The sequence below is a fragment of the Microbacterium pollutisoli genome (genome assembly GCF_053586795.1).
In genome coordinates this window covers 143,715-159,766 of sequence record NZ_JBNYWT010000002.1, presented here as the reverse complement: position 1 = coordinate 159,766, position 16,052 = coordinate 143,715, and the positions used below count along the sequence as shown (strand labels likewise).

The 16,052-nt window shown below is 69.2% G+C and carries 14 protein-coding genes; 9 read left to right on the top strand and 5 right to left on the bottom strand.

The genetic code is table 11. The annotated features are described in order from the left end of the window. Window positions 1-32: 32 nt before the first annotated feature. Together ACQ143_RS05535 and ACQ143_RS05530 are read left to right on the top strand one after the other, a co-directional pair. Window positions 33-938, top strand: a complete 906-nt coding sequence (locus ACQ143_RS05535) for a carbohydrate ABC transporter permease (protein ID WP_449569709.1) — start codon at window positions 33-35, stop codon at window positions 936-938. A gap of 10 nt (window positions 939-948) precedes the next feature. Then, window positions 949-2,289, top strand: a complete 1,341-nt coding sequence (locus tag ACQ143_RS05530) for a Gfo/Idh/MocA family protein (protein WP_449569708.1) — start codon at window positions 949-951, stop codon at window positions 2,287-2,289. Window positions 2,290-2,373: 84 nt separating this feature from the next. Here ACQ143_RS05530 and ACQ143_RS05525 read toward each other — a convergent pair whose 3' ends face one another. Beyond that, window positions 2,374-3,297, bottom strand: coding sequence for a VOC family protein (locus tag ACQ143_RS05525; protein WP_449569707.1), 924 nt, complete (start codon window positions 3,295-3,297; stop codon window positions 2,374-2,376). A gap of 63 nt (window positions 3,298-3,360) precedes the next feature. Further along, complete coding sequence (locus ACQ143_RS05520) at window positions 3,361-3,939, bottom strand: NADPH-dependent F420 reductase (RefSeq protein WP_449569706.1); 579 nt, start codon at window positions 3,937-3,939, stop codon at window positions 3,361-3,363. Between the two features lie 105 nt (window positions 3,940-4,044). On the opposite strand from ACQ143_RS05520, the gene ACQ143_RS05515 reads away from it, so the two are divergent. After that, window positions 4,045-4,749, top strand: a complete 705-nt coding sequence (locus tag ACQ143_RS05515) for a MarR family winged helix-turn-helix transcriptional regulator (RefSeq protein WP_449569705.1) — start codon at window positions 4,045-4,047, stop codon at window positions 4,747-4,749. A 15-nt stretch (window positions 4,750-4,764) separates the two neighbouring features. On the opposite strand, the gene ACQ143_RS05510 is transcribed toward ACQ143_RS05515, so the two are convergent. The 3 genes from ACQ143_RS05510 to ACQ143_RS05500 form a co-directional block, all read right to left on the bottom strand. Next, complete coding sequence (locus ACQ143_RS05510) at window positions 4,765-6,195, bottom strand: rhamnulokinase (protein ID WP_449569704.1); 1,431 nt, start codon at window positions 6,193-6,195, stop codon at window positions 4,765-4,767. Continuing rightward, window positions 6,192-8,228, bottom strand: a complete 2,037-nt coding sequence (locus tag ACQ143_RS05505; RefSeq protein ID WP_449569703.1) for a bifunctional aldolase/short-chain dehydrogenase — start codon at window positions 8,226-8,228, stop codon at window positions 6,192-6,194. The genes ACQ143_RS05510 and ACQ143_RS05505 overlap by 4 nt, the downstream gene beginning before the upstream one ends. Window positions 8,229-8,289: 61 nt before the next feature. Beyond that, window positions 8,290-9,051, bottom strand: a complete 762-nt coding sequence (locus tag ACQ143_RS05500) for a DeoR/GlpR family DNA-binding transcription regulator (RefSeq protein ID WP_449569702.1) — start codon at window positions 9,049-9,051, stop codon at window positions 8,290-8,292. Between the two features lie 102 nt (window positions 9,052-9,153). Between ACQ143_RS05500 and ACQ143_RS05495 the strand changes: the two genes are divergently transcribed. Genes ACQ143_RS05495 through ACQ143_RS05470 form a run of 6 tightly spaced genes read left to right on the top strand, consistent with a single transcriptional unit; the run spans window position 9,154 to window position 16,021 of the window. Beyond that, window positions 9,154-10,467, top strand: coding sequence for a hypothetical protein (locus tag ACQ143_RS05495; RefSeq protein WP_449569701.1), 1,314 nt, complete (start codon window positions 9,154-9,156; stop codon window positions 10,465-10,467). Beyond that, window positions 10,468-11,514: an aldose 1-epimerase family protein gene (locus ACQ143_RS05490; RefSeq protein WP_449569700.1), complete on the top strand. Its 1,047-nt coding sequence runs from the start codon at window positions 10,468-10,470 to the stop codon at window positions 11,512-11,514. It begins immediately after the preceding gene. Further along, entirely contained in the window at window positions 11,507-13,003 is a 1,497-nt protein-coding gene (locus ACQ143_RS05485) for a sugar ABC transporter ATP-binding protein (RefSeq protein ID WP_449569699.1), read from the top strand. Before ACQ143_RS05490 ends, ACQ143_RS05485 begins: the two co-directional genes overlap by 8 nt. Next, the gene (locus ACQ143_RS05480; RefSeq protein WP_449569698.1) at window positions 13,000-13,995 is read left to right on the top strand and encodes an ABC transporter permease; all 996 of its coding nucleotides are present in this window, start codon (window positions 13,000-13,002) and stop codon (window positions 13,993-13,995) included. The genes ACQ143_RS05485 and ACQ143_RS05480 overlap by 4 nt, the downstream gene beginning before the upstream one ends. Next, complete coding sequence (locus tag ACQ143_RS05475) at window positions 13,992-15,035, top strand: ABC transporter permease (RefSeq protein WP_449569697.1); 1,044 nt, start codon at window positions 13,992-13,994, stop codon at window positions 15,033-15,035. The genes ACQ143_RS05480 and ACQ143_RS05475 overlap by 4 nt, the downstream gene beginning before the upstream one ends. After that, window positions 15,032-16,021, top strand: coding sequence for a sugar ABC transporter substrate-binding protein (locus ACQ143_RS05470; RefSeq protein WP_449569696.1), 990 nt, complete (start codon window positions 15,032-15,034; stop codon window positions 16,019-16,021). Before ACQ143_RS05475 ends, ACQ143_RS05470 begins: the two co-directional genes overlap by 4 nt. Window positions 16,022-16,052 lie beyond the last annotated feature (31 nt).

Genomic DNA, 16,052 nt, shown 5'->3' with positions numbered 1-16,052 from the left:
TCCGTCACTCCGCCTCACCGGAAGAGAACACCGTGACCGTATCCGCAGACGAGACGATCGCCGTCGTGCTGCCCGGCAAGGACGACGACACGCTGCGTCGGCTGCGCCGCCGCCGCACGACGCGCTCGATCCTCAAACACCTCGGGCTGATCATCCTGTCGATCGTGATGATCTACCCGCTCATCTGGCTCGTCGTGTCGTCGCTGAAGCCGAACAACGAGATCTTCACCGACCTGGGCATCTTCACCACCAACCTGACGCTGGACAACTACATCCACGGGTGGACGAGTCAGCAGCTGCCCTTCAGCGTCTTCCTGGGGAACTCGACGATCCTGGTCATCGGCGCGATCATCGGAAACCTCATCTCGTGCTCGATGGCCGCCTATGCGTTCGCGCGGCTGCGGTTCTTCGGGCGCAACGTGTACTTCGCGATCATGCTCGGCACGATCATGCTCCCGTTCCACGTGGTGCTGGTGCCGCAGTTCGTGATCTTCCGCGAATTGGGGTGGCTGGAGACGTTCCTGCCGCTGATCGTGCCGAAGTTCCTCGCGATGGACGCGTTCTTCATCTTCCTGATGGTGCAGTTCATCCGCGGGCTGCCCAAGGAGATCTTCGAGGCCGCGCGCATCGACGGCGCCGGGCATGCGCGCATCTTCGGCCAGATCACCCTGCCGCTCATGGTGCCGGCGCTGGCGACCACCACGATCTTCACGTTCATCTGGACGTGGGGCGACTTCTTCGGTCCTCTGATCTATCTGCGCACCCGCGACAACTTCCCCGTCTCGGTCGCCCTGAAGGGATTCATCGACGCGCAGTCCTCGTCCAACTACGGTGCGATGTTCGCGATGTCGGTCGTCTCGCTCATCCCGCTGTTCCTCGCATTCCTCCTCGGCCAGCGATACCTCGTCAAGGGCATCGCGACGACCGGCATCAAGTAGAAGGTCCCCCATGCCACCTCGCCAGCGTTACGCGCTCGTCGGCGCCGGTTCGCGCGCCCAGATGTACCTCGACGCCATCACCGGCATCCACTCGGACGCGGCCGAACTGGTCGCCCTCGGCGACGTCAACCCCGGGCGCATGGACTGGCACGCCACCCGCCTGGGCATCGACCCGCTGCGCTTCGCGCCCGCCGACCTGCCGGGCGTCGTGCGCGACCACGGCATCGATCGCGTGATCGTGACCTCACCCGACGCCACCCACGCCGACATCGTGGCAGCCGCTCTGCACGCCGGTGCGGACGCCGTCGTCGAGAAGCCGCTGACCACGAGCGAGGCCGGGGTGCGCACGATCGCCGAGGCCGTGGATGCCACGGGGCGTGCCGTGACCGTGACCTTCAACTACCGCTACTCGCCGCGCAACAGCGCGCTGAAGGAGATCATCGCCGGCGGGCGCATCGGCGAGGTCACGTCGGTGCACTTCGAGTGGGTGCTCGACACCGCGCACGGCGCGGACTACTTCCGGCGCTGGCATCGCGACAAGGAGACGTCCGGCGGGCTGCTGGTGCACAAGTCCAGCCACCACTTTGATCTGGTGAACTGGTGGCTGGACGACGCACCCACCCGCGTGTACGCGAGCGGCGGCCTGCGGTTCTACGGCGCCGAGGCCGCGGCGCGGCGGGGGCTGGCCTCCCGGCCGCCGCGGGGGTCGGTGGACTCGCCGCTGCGTGACGCGTTCAGCCTCGACCTGCGCGAGGACGCCGCCCTGCGCGGTCTGTACTTCGACCAGGAACGGTTCGACGGGTATCTGCGCGACCGCGACGTGTTCGACGCGGGCATCACGATCGAGGACAACCTCGCGCTGGTGGTCGACTACTCCCGCGGGGCGACGATGTCGTACGCCCTGAACGCCCACTCGCCGTGGGAGGGCTACACCGTCGCTGTCAACGGCACCCGCGGCCGGGCCGAGCTGACGGTCGTCGAGCGCGGGTCGGTGCCGGTCGGCCCGTCCGGCCGTGTCGAGGCGATCGTCGATCCGAGCGCGTCGGGCTCCGGCCAGGGCGACCGCGTGCGCCCCGTGGGTGAACGCCTCGTGGTGCAGGAGCACTTCGCCCCCGCGGTGGAGGTGCCGATCCCCGAGGGGGAAGGCGGGCACGGCGGGGGCGACGCGCAGCTGCTGCGCGAGGTCTTCGAGGGCGTCGGTGACGACCCGCTGGGCCGGGCCGCCTCGTGGCGCGACGGTGTGCGCTCGGTCGCCGTCGGCATCGCCGGCAACCGGTCGCTGCAGACCGGACAGGCCGTGACGGTCGCCGACCTCGAGCTCGGCACGGCCGTGCGCGCGCTCGTGCGCTGACCCGGCAGTGCGGGGTCCGGTGGCGCGTCGGGTGGCGTGCGCCGGACACGTCGGGTGGCGCGCGCCGGCCGCTCCCCGCAGGGCTCAGCGGGAGAGCAGCTCCTCGGTCGTGGTGCCCGGCAGCGACAGGGTGACCTGGGTGCCCCACGGGTCGGGCAGCAGCAGCGACGTGCCGTTGTCCGAGAAGGTGAGTCCGCGGCTGCGCAGGCGCGCGCGCGTGGCATCCAGCGCGTCGGCCGTGGGCACCGTGATGGCCAGTTCGCCCAGGCCCAGCCGGGCCGCGCGCGGACCGGCGCCGCTGCTGTTCCAGGTGTTCATGCCGATGTGGTGGTGATAGCCGCCGGCCGACGTGAACAGGGCGCCCGGGTAGTTCGACACGGTGGTCTCGAAGCCGAGGCCGTCGACGTAGAACGCGCGGGCCGTGGCGATGTCGCCGACCTGCAGGTGCACGTGGCCCACGCGACCGGACTGGGTCGGACCGGCCTCGAACGCCTCCGGGGTCAGGTGGGTACGCAGGTACTCGTTGGGGTCGAGGTACAGCGTCGACATCTCGACCTCGTCGCCGGCCCAGCGCCACTGCGTGCGCGGCCGGTCGACGTACAGCTCGATGCCGTTGCCCTCGGGGTCGGTGAAGTAGAACGCCTCGCTGACCAGGTGGTCGCTCGACCCGGTGAACCGGCTGCGCGGGTCCTGCGCCGCGCGGTAGACGGTGGCCGCGAGCGACGTGGGGGAGTCGAACAGGAACGCCGTGTGGAACAGCCCCGCCTCACGGTGGTCCACCCCGGGCAGGTCGGGCGTGTGGATCAGACGCATCATCGGCGTCGCGCCGCGGCCCAGGACCCGGCGCACCTCGCGGCCGCGGGCGCGCTCCTCGATCGCGTTCAGCCCGAGAGCGGTGGCGTAGTAATCCGACATCAGCTCGAGGTCGCCGACACGCAGGGTGACGGCATCCATCGTCGTGCCGGGATCGATGACACGTTCGTCGAGAGCGGGGGTGGGGGCGTTCATGGTGTTCTCCTCAGGGTGTGGATGCCGGGGCGGGGCGTCGGGTCGACCCCACCCGCGGCCAGGTCAGCGGGCGACAGCGAAGCCGGCGGTCCAGGACACCTTCTCGCCCACCGCCAGGGTGAGCTGCAGGAACCCGAGCGCCTCGAGCTCGCGGGCGCGGCTGAGGGCACCGGCGTCGAGGGCGGTCACGCCGCCGGCGGTGATGGCCGCGGCGAGCTGCTCCTTGGCGGCGGAGTCGTCGCCGGCGATCAGAACGGTCGTCGGCAGGCCGCCGACGGTCTTGTTCACCAGGGTGGCGGCGAAGGTCGTGTTGAACGCCTTCAGCACCCGGGCGCCCGGCACCCTGGCCTGGATCTGCGCGGCGGCCGAGCTGTCGGCGGGGACGACGAGGGAATCGAAGGTCTCGAAGTCCAGCGGGTTGGTGATGTCGACGATCGTCTTGCCGTCGAGCTGGTCGCGGTAGGCGTCGAGGATGCCGGAGACGGCGGGGTAGGGCACGGCGAGCACGACGATGTCGCCGGCGACCGGCGCGGTGCCGACCTGGTCGTGGGCGATGTACTCGACGGTGCTGCCGCCGCCGGCGAGGACACCGCCGATCGCGTTGGCCATGGTGCCGGTGCCGATGATCGTGATATGAGCCATGCGCGTCACTCCTTCTCCGGCCCTCGTGGAGCCTTTGGTTGTAGGTACAACGAACACGATAACGCAGATTGGTTGTAGATGCAACTATCGGCTAGAATGGAGTCCATGGACGAGCTCACCCACCCCGAACGCGTCGCTGTGGCGCGGCTGCATGCGCTGCTCGAACTGCTGCCCACGGCGCTGGACAAGCAGATGGCGCCGGTGGGACTCACCTCGTTCGAGTACCAGCTGCTCGAAGCGCTCGCCGAGGCCGATCAGCACCGGCTGCGCCTGTCGGCCCTGGCCTCCCGCACCAACGCCACGCTGCCGCGCCTGTCGCGGGTGGTCACCGGGCTCGAGCGCAAGGGCCTGGTCGTGCGCGCCGCGTGTGAAGACGACGGCCGGGCCACCAACGCCGTGCTCACCGACGACGGGGCGGCCGCCGTCACCGCCGGTCGTCCCCTCTACGCCGCGGCGGTGCGCACGATGCTGCTCGACGGGTTGGATGCCGACGGTGTCGACGACCTGGCACGCCTGAGCTTCGGCATCCTCTCGAAACTCGATCCGGATCGCCGGCTGGCGGTCACCGCGGGCGGGCCGGAGTGCGCTGCCGACCCCGCTGCTGCTGATGCGGCCGGTGGCGCGGAGTGCGCCGCCGATCCGGCCGCCGGCGATGCGGCCGGTGACGCGGAGTGTGCCGCGGACCCGGTCGGTGACGCGGAGTGCGCCGCCGACCCGGCCGCTGACGCGGAGTGCGCCGCAGACCCGGCCGCTGACGCGGAGTGCGCCGCAGACCCGGCCACGGTCGTCGGCGCCGCGGCGCGGGTCTGAGGGCGGCGCGGCCGCTCAGCCGCGCGGCTCGTACCGTGCGGGTGAGAAGGCGGCGGCCACGGCGGCGCGGAGCGTCTCGAGCGTCGCATCCGGGCCGAACCAGCCGTGCGCCCGCGCCTGCACCAGGACGTTGCCCAGCGCGGTCGCCTCGACCGGGCCGGCCAGCACCGGCAGTCCCGACCGGTCGGCGGTCGCCTGGCACAGCAGGCGGTTGAGCGATCCGCCGCCGACGATGTGGATGACGTCGACATCGCGGCCGGTGAGCCGCGCGGCGGTGGCGACGGCGTCGGCGAACGCCTGGGCGATGCTCTCCACGATCGTCCGCGTGAACGCGGGCCGGGAATCCGGCACGGCCGACCCCGTCGCGCGCAGCACGGCCGCGATGCGCGCGGGCATGTCACCCGGCGCGGACAGGCTCGGATCATTCGCGTCGAACAGTGGGACCTCGCCGGCGGTCGCGGCCGCGGCATCCAGCAGTCCCGGCAGGTCGATGGGTGCGCCGTCCTCGCTCTCCCAGGCCCGCACCGTCTCGCTCAGCAGCCAGAGGCCGGTGACGTTGTGCAGGAAGCGGACGCGGCCGTCGACTCCGCCCTCGTTGGTGAAGTTCGCCTCGCGGGCCGCGTCGGTCACCAGCGGTGCGTCGAGTTCGAGACCGACCAGGCCCCAGGTGCCGCACGAGATGTACGCGGCATCCGGGGTGGTCAGGGGAGCGGCGACGACGGCCGAGGCGGTGTCGTGCGAGCCGACCGCGACGACCGGCAGTTCGGCGCCGATGTGCTCGGCTGCGGTCCCGTGGATCGTCCCGATCGTCGTGCCGGGGTCCACAAGCGTGGGCAGCAGGTGCGCGGGGATGCCGAGGCGCGAGATCAGGTCGGTGTCCCACTGGCCGGTGTGCACGTCGACCAGGCCCGTCGTGGAGGCGTTCGTGCGCTCGGCGATCTGGACGCCGGTGAGCAGGAACGCGACGAGGTCGGGGATCAGCAGCGCGGCGTCGGCCTGGTCGAGCCCGGCTTCGACCGCGTACTGGTACAGCGTGTTGAACGGCAGGAACTGCAGTCCGTTGCGGCGATACAGCTCGGCGAACGGCACCTCGGCGTGGACCTTCTCCACGCCGGTCGCGCAGCGGTCGTCGCGGTAGTGGAACGGCTCGCCGCGCAGAAGCCCGTCGCGGATCAGGCCATAGTCCACCGCCCACGAGTCGATGCCGACGCTGGCGATCCCGGGCTCGCGCGTGATCGCTTCGCGCAGGCCGTCGCCGATATGGCGGTACAGCGCCGTGAAGTCCCAGTGGAGGCCGTCCGGGCCCTCAACGGGACCGTTCGGGAACCGGGCGACCGGCTCGAGACGCAGTTCGCCGTCGCCGACGTAGCCGATCATCACCCGGCCGCTGGTCGCGCCCAGGTCGACGGCAGCCACGGCACGCACGGCCGGCGAAGTCGCGCTCATCGCAGGAAGGCCGCAGCCACGCCCGAGTCGACCGGGATGTGCAGGCCCGTGGTGCGGCTCAGCTCGGGGCCGGTCAGCACGTACACGGCGTCGGCCACGTTCTCGGGCACGACCTCGCGCTTGAGGATCGTGCGGTTCGCATAGAACTGGCCGAGGTCCTCTTCGGCGACACCGTAGGTCGCGGCGCGGTTGGCGCCCCAGCCGCTGGCGAAGATGCCCGAGCCGCGGACGACGCCGTCGGGGTTGATGCCGTTGACGCGGACGCCGTGCTCGCCGAGCTCGACGGCCAGGAGACGCACCTGGTGGGCCTGGTCCGCCTTCGTCGCCGAGTACGCGATGTTGTTCGGGCCGGCGAACACGCTGTTCTTCGACGAGATGTAGATCACGTCGCCGCCCATCTTCTGGTCGATGAGCACCTTCGCCGCGGACTTCGACACCAGGAACGAGCCCTTGGCCATGACGTCGTGCTGCAGATCCCAGTCCTTCTCGGTGGTCTCCAGCAGAGGCTTGGACAGCGACAGGCCCGCATTGTTGACGACGAGGTCGAGGCCGCCGAAGGCCAGCACCGCCGCGTCGATCGCGGCCTGCACGGCGTCGGCGTCGGCCACGTTGGCGGCGACGCCGATGGCGACGTCGGTGCCGCCGAGTTCGGCGGCGGCCTCCTGCGCCTTGGCGAGGTCGAGGTCGGCGACCACGACGCACGCGCCCTCGGCCGCGAGCCGGGTGGCGATGGCCTTGCCGATGCCGCTGGCGGCGCCGGTGACCAGGGCGATGCGGCCCTGGTGGCTCTTGGGCTTGGGCATCCGCTGGAGCTTGGCCTCTTCGAGCGCCCAGTATTCGATGCGGAACTTCTCGGCGTCCGAGATCGGCGTGTACGTCGACAGCGCTTCGGCGCCGCGCATGACGTTGATCGCGTTGACGTAGAACTCGCCCGCCACCCGCGCCGTCTGCTTGTTGGCGCCGTAGCTGAACATGCCGACGCCCGGCACGAGCACGATGAGCGGGTCGGCGCCCCGGATGGCAGGGGAGTCCGCGGTGGCGTGCGCGTCGTAGTAGGCCTGGTAGTCGGCGCGGTACTCGACGTGCAGCTCCTGCAGGCGCGCGATCTGCTCCTCGACGGAGGCGGTGGCCGGCACGTCGAGGATCAGCGGCTTCACCTTGGTGCGCAGGAAGTGGTCGGGGCAGCTGGTGCCCAGGGCGGCGAGGGCCGGGGCCTTCTCGGATGCCAGGAAGTCGAGCACGACGTCGGAGTCGGTGTAGTGGCCGACCATGGGCTTGTCCGTCGAGGCGAGGCCGCGGATCGTGGGCGCCAGTGCCGCGGCGCGGGCGCGACGCTCGGCCTCGGGGAGGGCCTCGAAGCCGGCACGCACGCCGCCGAACGGCTCGGCCGCGCCGTGCTCGGCGATGTAGCGCGCCGCCGTGTCGATGATCCAGAGGCTGTGGGCCTCGGCATCCTCGCTCGTGTCGCCCCAGGCCGTGATGCCGTGGCCGCCCAGGATGCAGCCGATCGCCTGCGGGTTCTTCGCCTTGATCTCGGCGATGTCCAGACCCAGCTGGAAGCCGGGACGGCGCCACGGCACCCAGACGACCTTGTCGCCGAAGATGGTGGCGGTCAGCTCTTCGCCGTCCGCCGCGGTGGCGATGGCGATGCCGCTGTCGGGGTGCAGGTGGTCGACGTGTGCCGCGTCGACGAGCCCGTGCATCGCGGTGTCGATCGACGGCGCGGCCCCGCCCTTGCCGTGCAGGCAGTAGTCGAAGGCGGCGACCATCTCGTCCTCGCGGTCGATGCCGGGGTAGACGTCCACGAGCGCGCGCATGCGGTCCAGGCGCAGTACGGCCAGCCCCTCGGGCTTCAGCGTGCCCAGGTCGCCGCCCGAGCCCTTGACCCACAGCAGCTCGACGGGCTCGCCGGTGACCGGATCGGTGTCGGTGCCCTTGGCCGACGTGTTGCCGCCGGCGTAGTTCGTGTTCTTCGGGTCGGCGCCCAGACGGTTGCTGCGCGCGATCAGCTCGGCGGCGGTGGGGTTGGTCATGACCTCTCCAATTTGTTACTTAGTGATCATGATGACAAGAAAGAACGTTTCGCACAAGATGTCACAGGAGATCAACCGCTCCTCGGTACGCGTCCAACGCGGTGTCGGCGGGGTCGAGCTCGGTGATGAGTACGTCGACCTCGTCGAACGAGAACGCGGAGGCGACCGCCACCGCGCCGAGCTTGGACGAATCCGCACACAGCACGGTGCGGGTGCTCCGTGCGGCGAAGGCACGTTTGACCTGACTCTCCGGCAGTGACACCTCCGAGCTGCCGTGCACCGGGTGGACGGCAGCGGCGGAGGTGAAGAAGGTCTGATACAGCATGGAGTCCGCGCCGTCGCAGGCGATCCGGCCGATGAAGCTGCCGGTGGTGGGATCCTGCTCGCCGCCGATGAGCACCGGCGTGATGCCGCCCGAGGCGCCGAGTGCGCTGAAGTTCTCGTACGAGTTTGTGACGACCACCAGGTCGCCGTGCGCGTTCAGTGCGCCCGCGAGGGTGCCGACGGTGCTGGAGGCGTCCAAGGCGATGGCGCCGGAGGCGGGCAGCAGGGTGGCGGCCTTGGCGGCAATGGTCTGCTTCGCGCGGGTGCGCACTGCGCGCCGCTCACCGAACAGGCGCGGTCCGGTGATGGCGATGGCGCCGCCGCGGACCCGCCGCAGCAGTCCCTCCGATTCCAACTCATCGAGGTCCCGCCGCACGGTCATCGGGGAGACCTCGAGCCGGGTTGCGAGCTCGTCCAGCTGGACGCTGCCCTCCGCGTTCACAGCGGTGAGGATCGCCGCTTTGCGCTCCTCGCCACGCACCGTGCCGCTCGTGGCCATGGTGCCTCCCTGTGGATCATGATCGAACGTGTGATGTTGCACAGAATAGCTCTTGTGTCTTTCCGCGGGGTTTGCTACATTCACTGAAACACAAATGGTTCAATGAACCAGGCACGATCGCGACGTCGCGAGTCCGACGTCCACGAAGGAGTGAACAAGATGGCGAAGGCCGGCCCCTACGAGAACGTCACCGGTGCGCACGCCGCTATCGAGCGGGCGATGGACGCGACCGGCGGCATCCTCCGTCTCGCCCCCGCATGGGTTCCTCGGGCCTTCTGCACTCCCGGCCGTCGCATCCGCCTCCACCCGGACGACTACTTCCCGCTGGGGAAGACCCGGGGTGGCATCGACGAGCGCTGGCTGGCCAGTGCTGTCCGCGCCGAGAACGGACCTCTCACCGATGAGTTCGAGGGACTCAGCCTGGTCCGCGATCCCGACGGCGGCGTGATCCCGTTCGATGAGCTGATCGCCTACGTCAAGAATGATGCGATCGGGAAGCTCTGGGATTCGCATGGCCTGTGGCCGATGTACTCGAAGTTCTTCGACAACGAGTACCCGCTGCCGTTCCACATCCACCACCGCGACGAGCACGCTGCGCTGGTCGGCAAGCCCGGCAAGCCCGAGGCGTATTACTTCCCTCCGCAGATGAACAACCACGGCGGACAGTTCCCCTACACCTTCTTCGGGTTGCACCCCGAGGTGACCAAGGAACAGCTCCGCGACAAGCTCGCTGCGTTCCTGCGCGGCGGGGACAACCGCATCACCGACCTGTCCAAGGCGTATCGGATCACGCCCGGCACCGGGTGGGACGTCCCGGCCGGCATCCTGCACGCACCGGCGAGCATGTGCACCTACGAACCGCAAGCCGCGTGCGATGTCTTCGCGATGACCGAGTCGTGGTCGAACAACCGCGAGGTGGGCGACGAACTGCTGTGGAAGGACGTCCCCGAGGACCGCGTGGGCGACCTCGACTTCATCGTCGAGCTGGTGGACTGGGACCGCAACGTCGACCCCCACTTCTGGAGCAATCGCTTCACCGCCCCGGTGCAGACGCTGCAGAGTCGCCAGTCGGGCTCTCCCGAGTACATTGAGCGGTGGATCACATACCGTTCCGACGCCTTCAGCGCCAAGGAGCTGACCGTCGCCCCCGGTGGAGCCGTCACGGTCTCCGAGGCGGATGCGTACGGGTTGATCGTCGTCGGCGGACGCGGGACGATCAACGGGCTTCCGCTCGCAGCGATCTCGTCGATCCGATACGGCCAGTTCTCGAGCGACGAATTCTTCGTGACCGCGACCGCTGCGAAGGGCGGCGTCCGGGTCGTCAACGACTCGGAGACCGATGACCTCGTCATCCTCAAGCACTTCGGTCCCGGCAACGCGCAGTTGTCAGCGGAGCGCAGCGGACTGGGGATCTGAATGAGCACTGCTATCTGGGGGCTCGAGCACCGAGAGGTGCGGCGCCGGGTCGGCTCGATCGACCAGGTTGCGCGCGCCGAGCGGCTCATGCGCACGGAGGGGAGCGCCCGCGGCACTCGCGTGATCCGCGTGGACACCGGCGGGGGACTGTCTTTCGACGTGCTTCCGGACCGCTGCATCGATCTGGGCGTGGTGACCTACCGCGGCATGCCGATGAGCTGGATCTCGCCGACCGGCTTCGCTGCGCCGGCGCTCACGAACCAGCTGGGCACGGACTGGCTGCGGGTGTTCGGGGGCGGCATGCTCACCACGTGCGGACTGGACGCGTTCGGGCCGCCCAGCTCCGCCCACGGTGTCGACTACCCGATGCACGGACGCATCAGCTCCACTCCCGGCACGATCAGTCGTGTCGACGTCGGCGCCGAACGGATCGTCATCGAGGGCGAGGTGCGGCAGGCGCGGGTCTTCGCGGAGAACCTCGTCCTGCGCCGACGCATCGTCGCGGATATCGGGGGCACTACGATCCGGATCGAGGACACCGTCACGAACGAGGCGCACGAGCGCAGCGGACACATGGTGCTGTACCACTGCAATCTCGGCTGGCCGTTGATCTCGGAGTCCGCCGTGCTGCAGATCCCCTCACACGGACTGGTGCCGCGCGACCCTGCCGCCGAGCGCGGAGTGGCGAGCTGGCATGTGCTCCATGCGCCGGAGCCCGGGTACGCCGAGCAGGTGTTCCGCCACGACTTCGGCGACCTGGGGACCGCGTGCGTCGTGGTGGACAATCCCGATGCCGATGCGCGCCTCGAGCTCCGATTCGACACCGCGACGCTGCCCGGGTTACATCAGTGGAAGATGCTCGGCGAAGGCCACTACGTGCTCGGGCTCGAGCCGACCAACGTGGACTGGAGCCGGGGCCGCGCCGCCGCCGAGGACGAAGGCATACTGCCGTTCCTCGAGCCGGGCGAGTCGGTCGAATACGCCGTCGAGCTGGCATTCTCTCCCAGCCGCGACGAACAACAGGATCGGAGCGCCATCGATGCATGATGCAGTCGCCCTCGAGATGCGGGGGATCACCAAGTCGTTCCCCGGCATCAAAGCACTCAGCGACGTCGACCTCGTCGTCCGTTCGGGTGAGGTGCATGCGATCGTCGGTGAGAACGGCGCCGGCAAATCGACATTGATGAAAATCCTCGCCGGTCTTTACCAGCCGGATGCCGGCACCATCGCCCTCGGCGGACAGGTGGCGCGCATCGGCGGGCAGCTCGACGCACGCCGCCGTGGCGTCGGCATGGTCTATCAGGAACTCAACCTGGTTCCCGACCTGTCGGTCGCCGAGAACATCGCCCTGGGGGCCATACCGTCGCGCTTCGGATTCGTGCGGAAGCGGACGCTGCTCGAGCGGGCCGACCGAGTGCTCGCGGCGTTGGACGCGAACATCGACCCCCGCGTGATGCTGGGCACGCTCACCGTGAGCCAGCAGCAGATCGTCGAGATCGCGAAGGCGTACGCGGCGCAGCCGCGCATCATCGTCCTCGATGAGCCGACGTCATCGCTCAGCGAGCACGAGGCGCAGGCACTGTTCCGCGTGGTGCGCGCCATGCGCGACGACGGTATCGCCGTGGTGTACATCAGCCACCGGCTCCGCGAGGTCCTCGACCTCGCCGACACCGTCACGGTGCTCAGAGACGGTCGGCAGATCGATACCCGGTCGGCGGCGGGATTGACCTCCGCGGAGATGATCTCGCTGATGGTCGGTCGTGAGCTCACCGATGTCTTCCCCAAGACCACGGTCCCGATCGGGGATGTCGTCCTCGACGTGCGGGAACTGAGCCGGACGGATGTGTTCGAGGATGTCTCGCTGAACGTCCGCGCCGGCGAGATCGTCGGGCTGGCAGGATTGGTGGGCGCCGGACGCACAGAGGTCGCCCGCGCGATCTTCGGCCTTGACAAGCCGGACGCCGGGACCATCCTCATCAACGGCGAAGAGGTCTCGCACCGGTCCCCACGGCACGCAGTCCGCGCCGGGATCGCGTATGTGCCGGAAGACCGCAAGCGCGACGGCATCATTCCCAGCGCATCCATCAAGGACAATGTGGCGCTGCCGGTGCTCCACACCGTCGGGCGCGGCGGATGGATCTCGCGCGCCAAGGAGCGGGAGCTCGCCACCCAGAAAGTCGATGAGCTCGGGGTCTCGCCGCCGGTCATCGACCGCGCGGTCGAGACGCTCAGCGGCGGCAACCAGCAGAAGGTCGTCATCGCCAAGTGGCTCGCTGCACGTCCGGATGTGCTCATCCTCGATGAGCCGACTCGTGGTGTCGATGTCGGCGCCAAGGCCGACATCCACACGATCATCGGTCAGCTCGCGGCGTCCGGCGTCGCAATCCTGCTGATCTCGTCAGAACTGCCGGAGGTGCTCGCGGTGAGCGACCGGATCTATGTGCTCCACGAGGGGCGGGTGTCCGCGGAGCTCACGCACGCGGAAGCCGATGAGAAGACCGTGATGCACGCGGCGACGGGGGAGGTGATGGCATGACGACGCAGACTGTGCGGCGAGCCGACACCGGCTCGCGAATCGTGCGCGACGGATGGGGTGCGCGCCTGGGCAGCTGGATCGGCATGCCTGCCGGCATCGTCATCCTTCTCGTGATCGGCTCGTTGCTGTCGAACAAGTTCCTCACGCTCGGCAACCTCACCAACGTCCTGATCAACATCTCGATCCTCGGCGTCATCGTCGTCGGGATGACGTTCGTGTTCATCACGCGCGGCCTCGCAGATCTCTCCGTGCCGGCCACGGTCGCCCTCGGCGCGATCCTGACGCTGGGCCTCCAGCCCACGATCGGCACGGTTCCCGCCGCGCTGGTCGGGGTGCTGGCGGCGCTGCTCGCCGGCGTCATCAACGGCGTGCTCATCGGATATGCGGGCATCAACCCGGTGATCACCACGCTCGCCGTCAGCACGATCGTTCTCGGCGGCGCGCAGTGGAGCGTCGGTGGCGTGATCGTCTACGGCTCGGACACGGCGGCGCAGGCGTTCCTGAACAGCCGCATCTTCGGCATCCCGGTCATCGCGCTCATCTTCATCGCGGTCGCCATCGCGGGGCACCTCGTGCTCTCGCGCACCACGCTCGGGCGGTGGTCCTACGCGGCAGGGGGAAACCCCGACGCGATGCGGGCGAGTGCTGCGCCGCTGTCGCTCACGCGGGCCTGCTCGTTCGTGCTCACCGCGGGGCTGTCGGGCCTGGCCGGCGTTCTGCTGGGCGTCACGTTGCAGACGGCCCGGCCCGGGATCGGTATCGGCTACGAGTTCGACGCGATCACCGCCGTCGTGGTGGGTGGAGTCAGCCTGCTCGGCGGTATGGGAAGCGTGCCCAGGGCCATCGGCGGCCTGGTGTTCGTCGGCCTGCTGAACAACATCCTCGTCCTGCAGGGGGTGCCGACGCCCGTGCAGGGCATCGCCAAGGGCGCGCTGATCGTGGGTGCCGTCTCGCTGGACGTGTACCTGCGCAGGAAGGGAGGACGCTCATGAAACTGCGTCTGAGTGACAACGTGTTCTTCCTCGGAATCGCACGCTACCGGGTGATCGTCATCCTCATCGCCACGCTCGTGCTCGCGGCATCCTTCGTGCCCGGCTTCTTCGAAGCGCGCACGTTGAGCCTGGGCATCGATCGTGTGGCGACCATGGGATTCCTCGCGATCGGACTGACCGTCGTCCTCATGGCGGGTCAGCTCGATCTGTCCGGCGGTGCGATCCTCGCGCTCTCGGGCATCGCTGCGATCGGGCTTCAACCCACCCTCGGCCAGATCCCGGCCGCCGTCGTCGGGGTCCTCGTCGGTGTCGCCGCCGGGGCGATCAACGGTGTTCTGGTCGTCGTGATGCGGATCAACTCGCTCGTGGCCACGCTCGCATCGATGCTGTTCTTCCGGGCCGTGTGCCACCTCATCACCGAGTCCCGGCCGCTCAGCGGCATCGACCCGTTCTTCGGCATCCCGCTGACCCAGCCGGTGGGCGGCACCGTTTCGCCGCGGGTGCTGCTGTTCCTGCTGCTGATCGTCGCCCTGCACGTGTGGTTGACCCGGACGGTGGGCGGGCGCAACCTGCTCGCCGTCGGCAGCAATGCGGCCGGGGCGGCTGCGAGTGGCATCCGTGCCGATGTGCATCTGTTCGGCGCCTTCGTCTTCGCGGGCCTCATGGCCGGTGTCGCCGGTGTCACGTTCAGCGTGGCCTCCAACACCGGTTCGCCCGTGTTCGGCGACACGATCACCTTGACCGCGATCGCGGCCGTCGTGATCGGCGGGACCCGGCTCGAGGGCGGTGTCGGGTCGGCACTGGGCACCCTGGGCGGACTGCTGACTCTCGCCGCGCTGACGACGGCGATGGAATACCAGAGCGTGCCCAGTTATGTCCAGGACATCGTCACCGGCACCATCCTCATCCTCCTGATCCTGCTGGATCGATTCACTGCGGACGGCCAACGTGTCGACCTGTCCGCTCACGCACTTTTACGACGTCTTCGCGACAGGCGCGGAGACAGCAACCGAGAAGAGAAGAAAGAGGCGATCGCATGAAGCGTACGAAGTTGATCGGAGGCGTGGCCGTCGCAGCAGCGCTGCTCCTGACCGGCTGTTCATCCGGCGGGTCCGGTGGCAGCGGCAACGCCGACGGCGGTGAGGCGACCGCAGAAGGCCCGTCCATCTGCTACGTCACCGCGGCGGAATCGCACGCGTACGTCACCCCGGCCAATGAGGCGTTCCTCGCGGCGGCCGAGGAGGCCGGTGCCGAGGTCACGATGCTCAGCCAGGACTTCGACGTGCAGACGGGCACCGAACAGCTCACCACGTGTGTCGGGCGCGCGCCCGACGGCATCGTGCTGTGGCCGCTGGACCCGCAGGCATACATCCCGGGGCTCATCCAGGCGCAGACGGCCGGGATCCCGGTCGTGCTCGTCAACTCTCCGATGGATGACGAGGCACTCGAGCTGGTGGCCAGCTTCACCGGTCCCGACGTCTACGAAGAGGGCGTGCTCTCCGCCGATGCGATGAACGAGGCGCTCGGGGGCGAGGGTGGCGTGGTCATCATCGCCGGCCAGGCGGGCAACGGCACCAGCATCGGCCGCACCGACGGCTTCACCGACCGGCTGGAAGAGATCGGCAGCAACATCGAGGTGCTGCAGGTCGTGAACGCCGACTTCGACCAGCAGAAGGCGCTCGTGGCCAGCCGTGACCTGATCACCCGCTTCGGCGACGAGATCGACGGCGTCTACGCGAACGACGACACCATGGCCCGCGGCTTCATCGACGCGTGGTCGGAGGCCGGTCGTTCGCTGGACGAGATCCCGCCGATCGTCGGCATCAACGGGCAGCGTGACGCCTTCGAGTCGATCAAGGCGGGGCACTTCTACGCCACGATCCTGCAGTCGCCGATCGAGGACGGCAAGCTGGCCCTCGAGACGATCGTCAAGGTCGCCGGTGGGGAGACGGTCGATGCCCGACTGCCGATCCCGCTGACTGTGGTCACCATCGACAACGTGGACGACATCGAGCCCGCGCTCTGATGACGACGATCCGGCCGAAGGGCCGGATCGG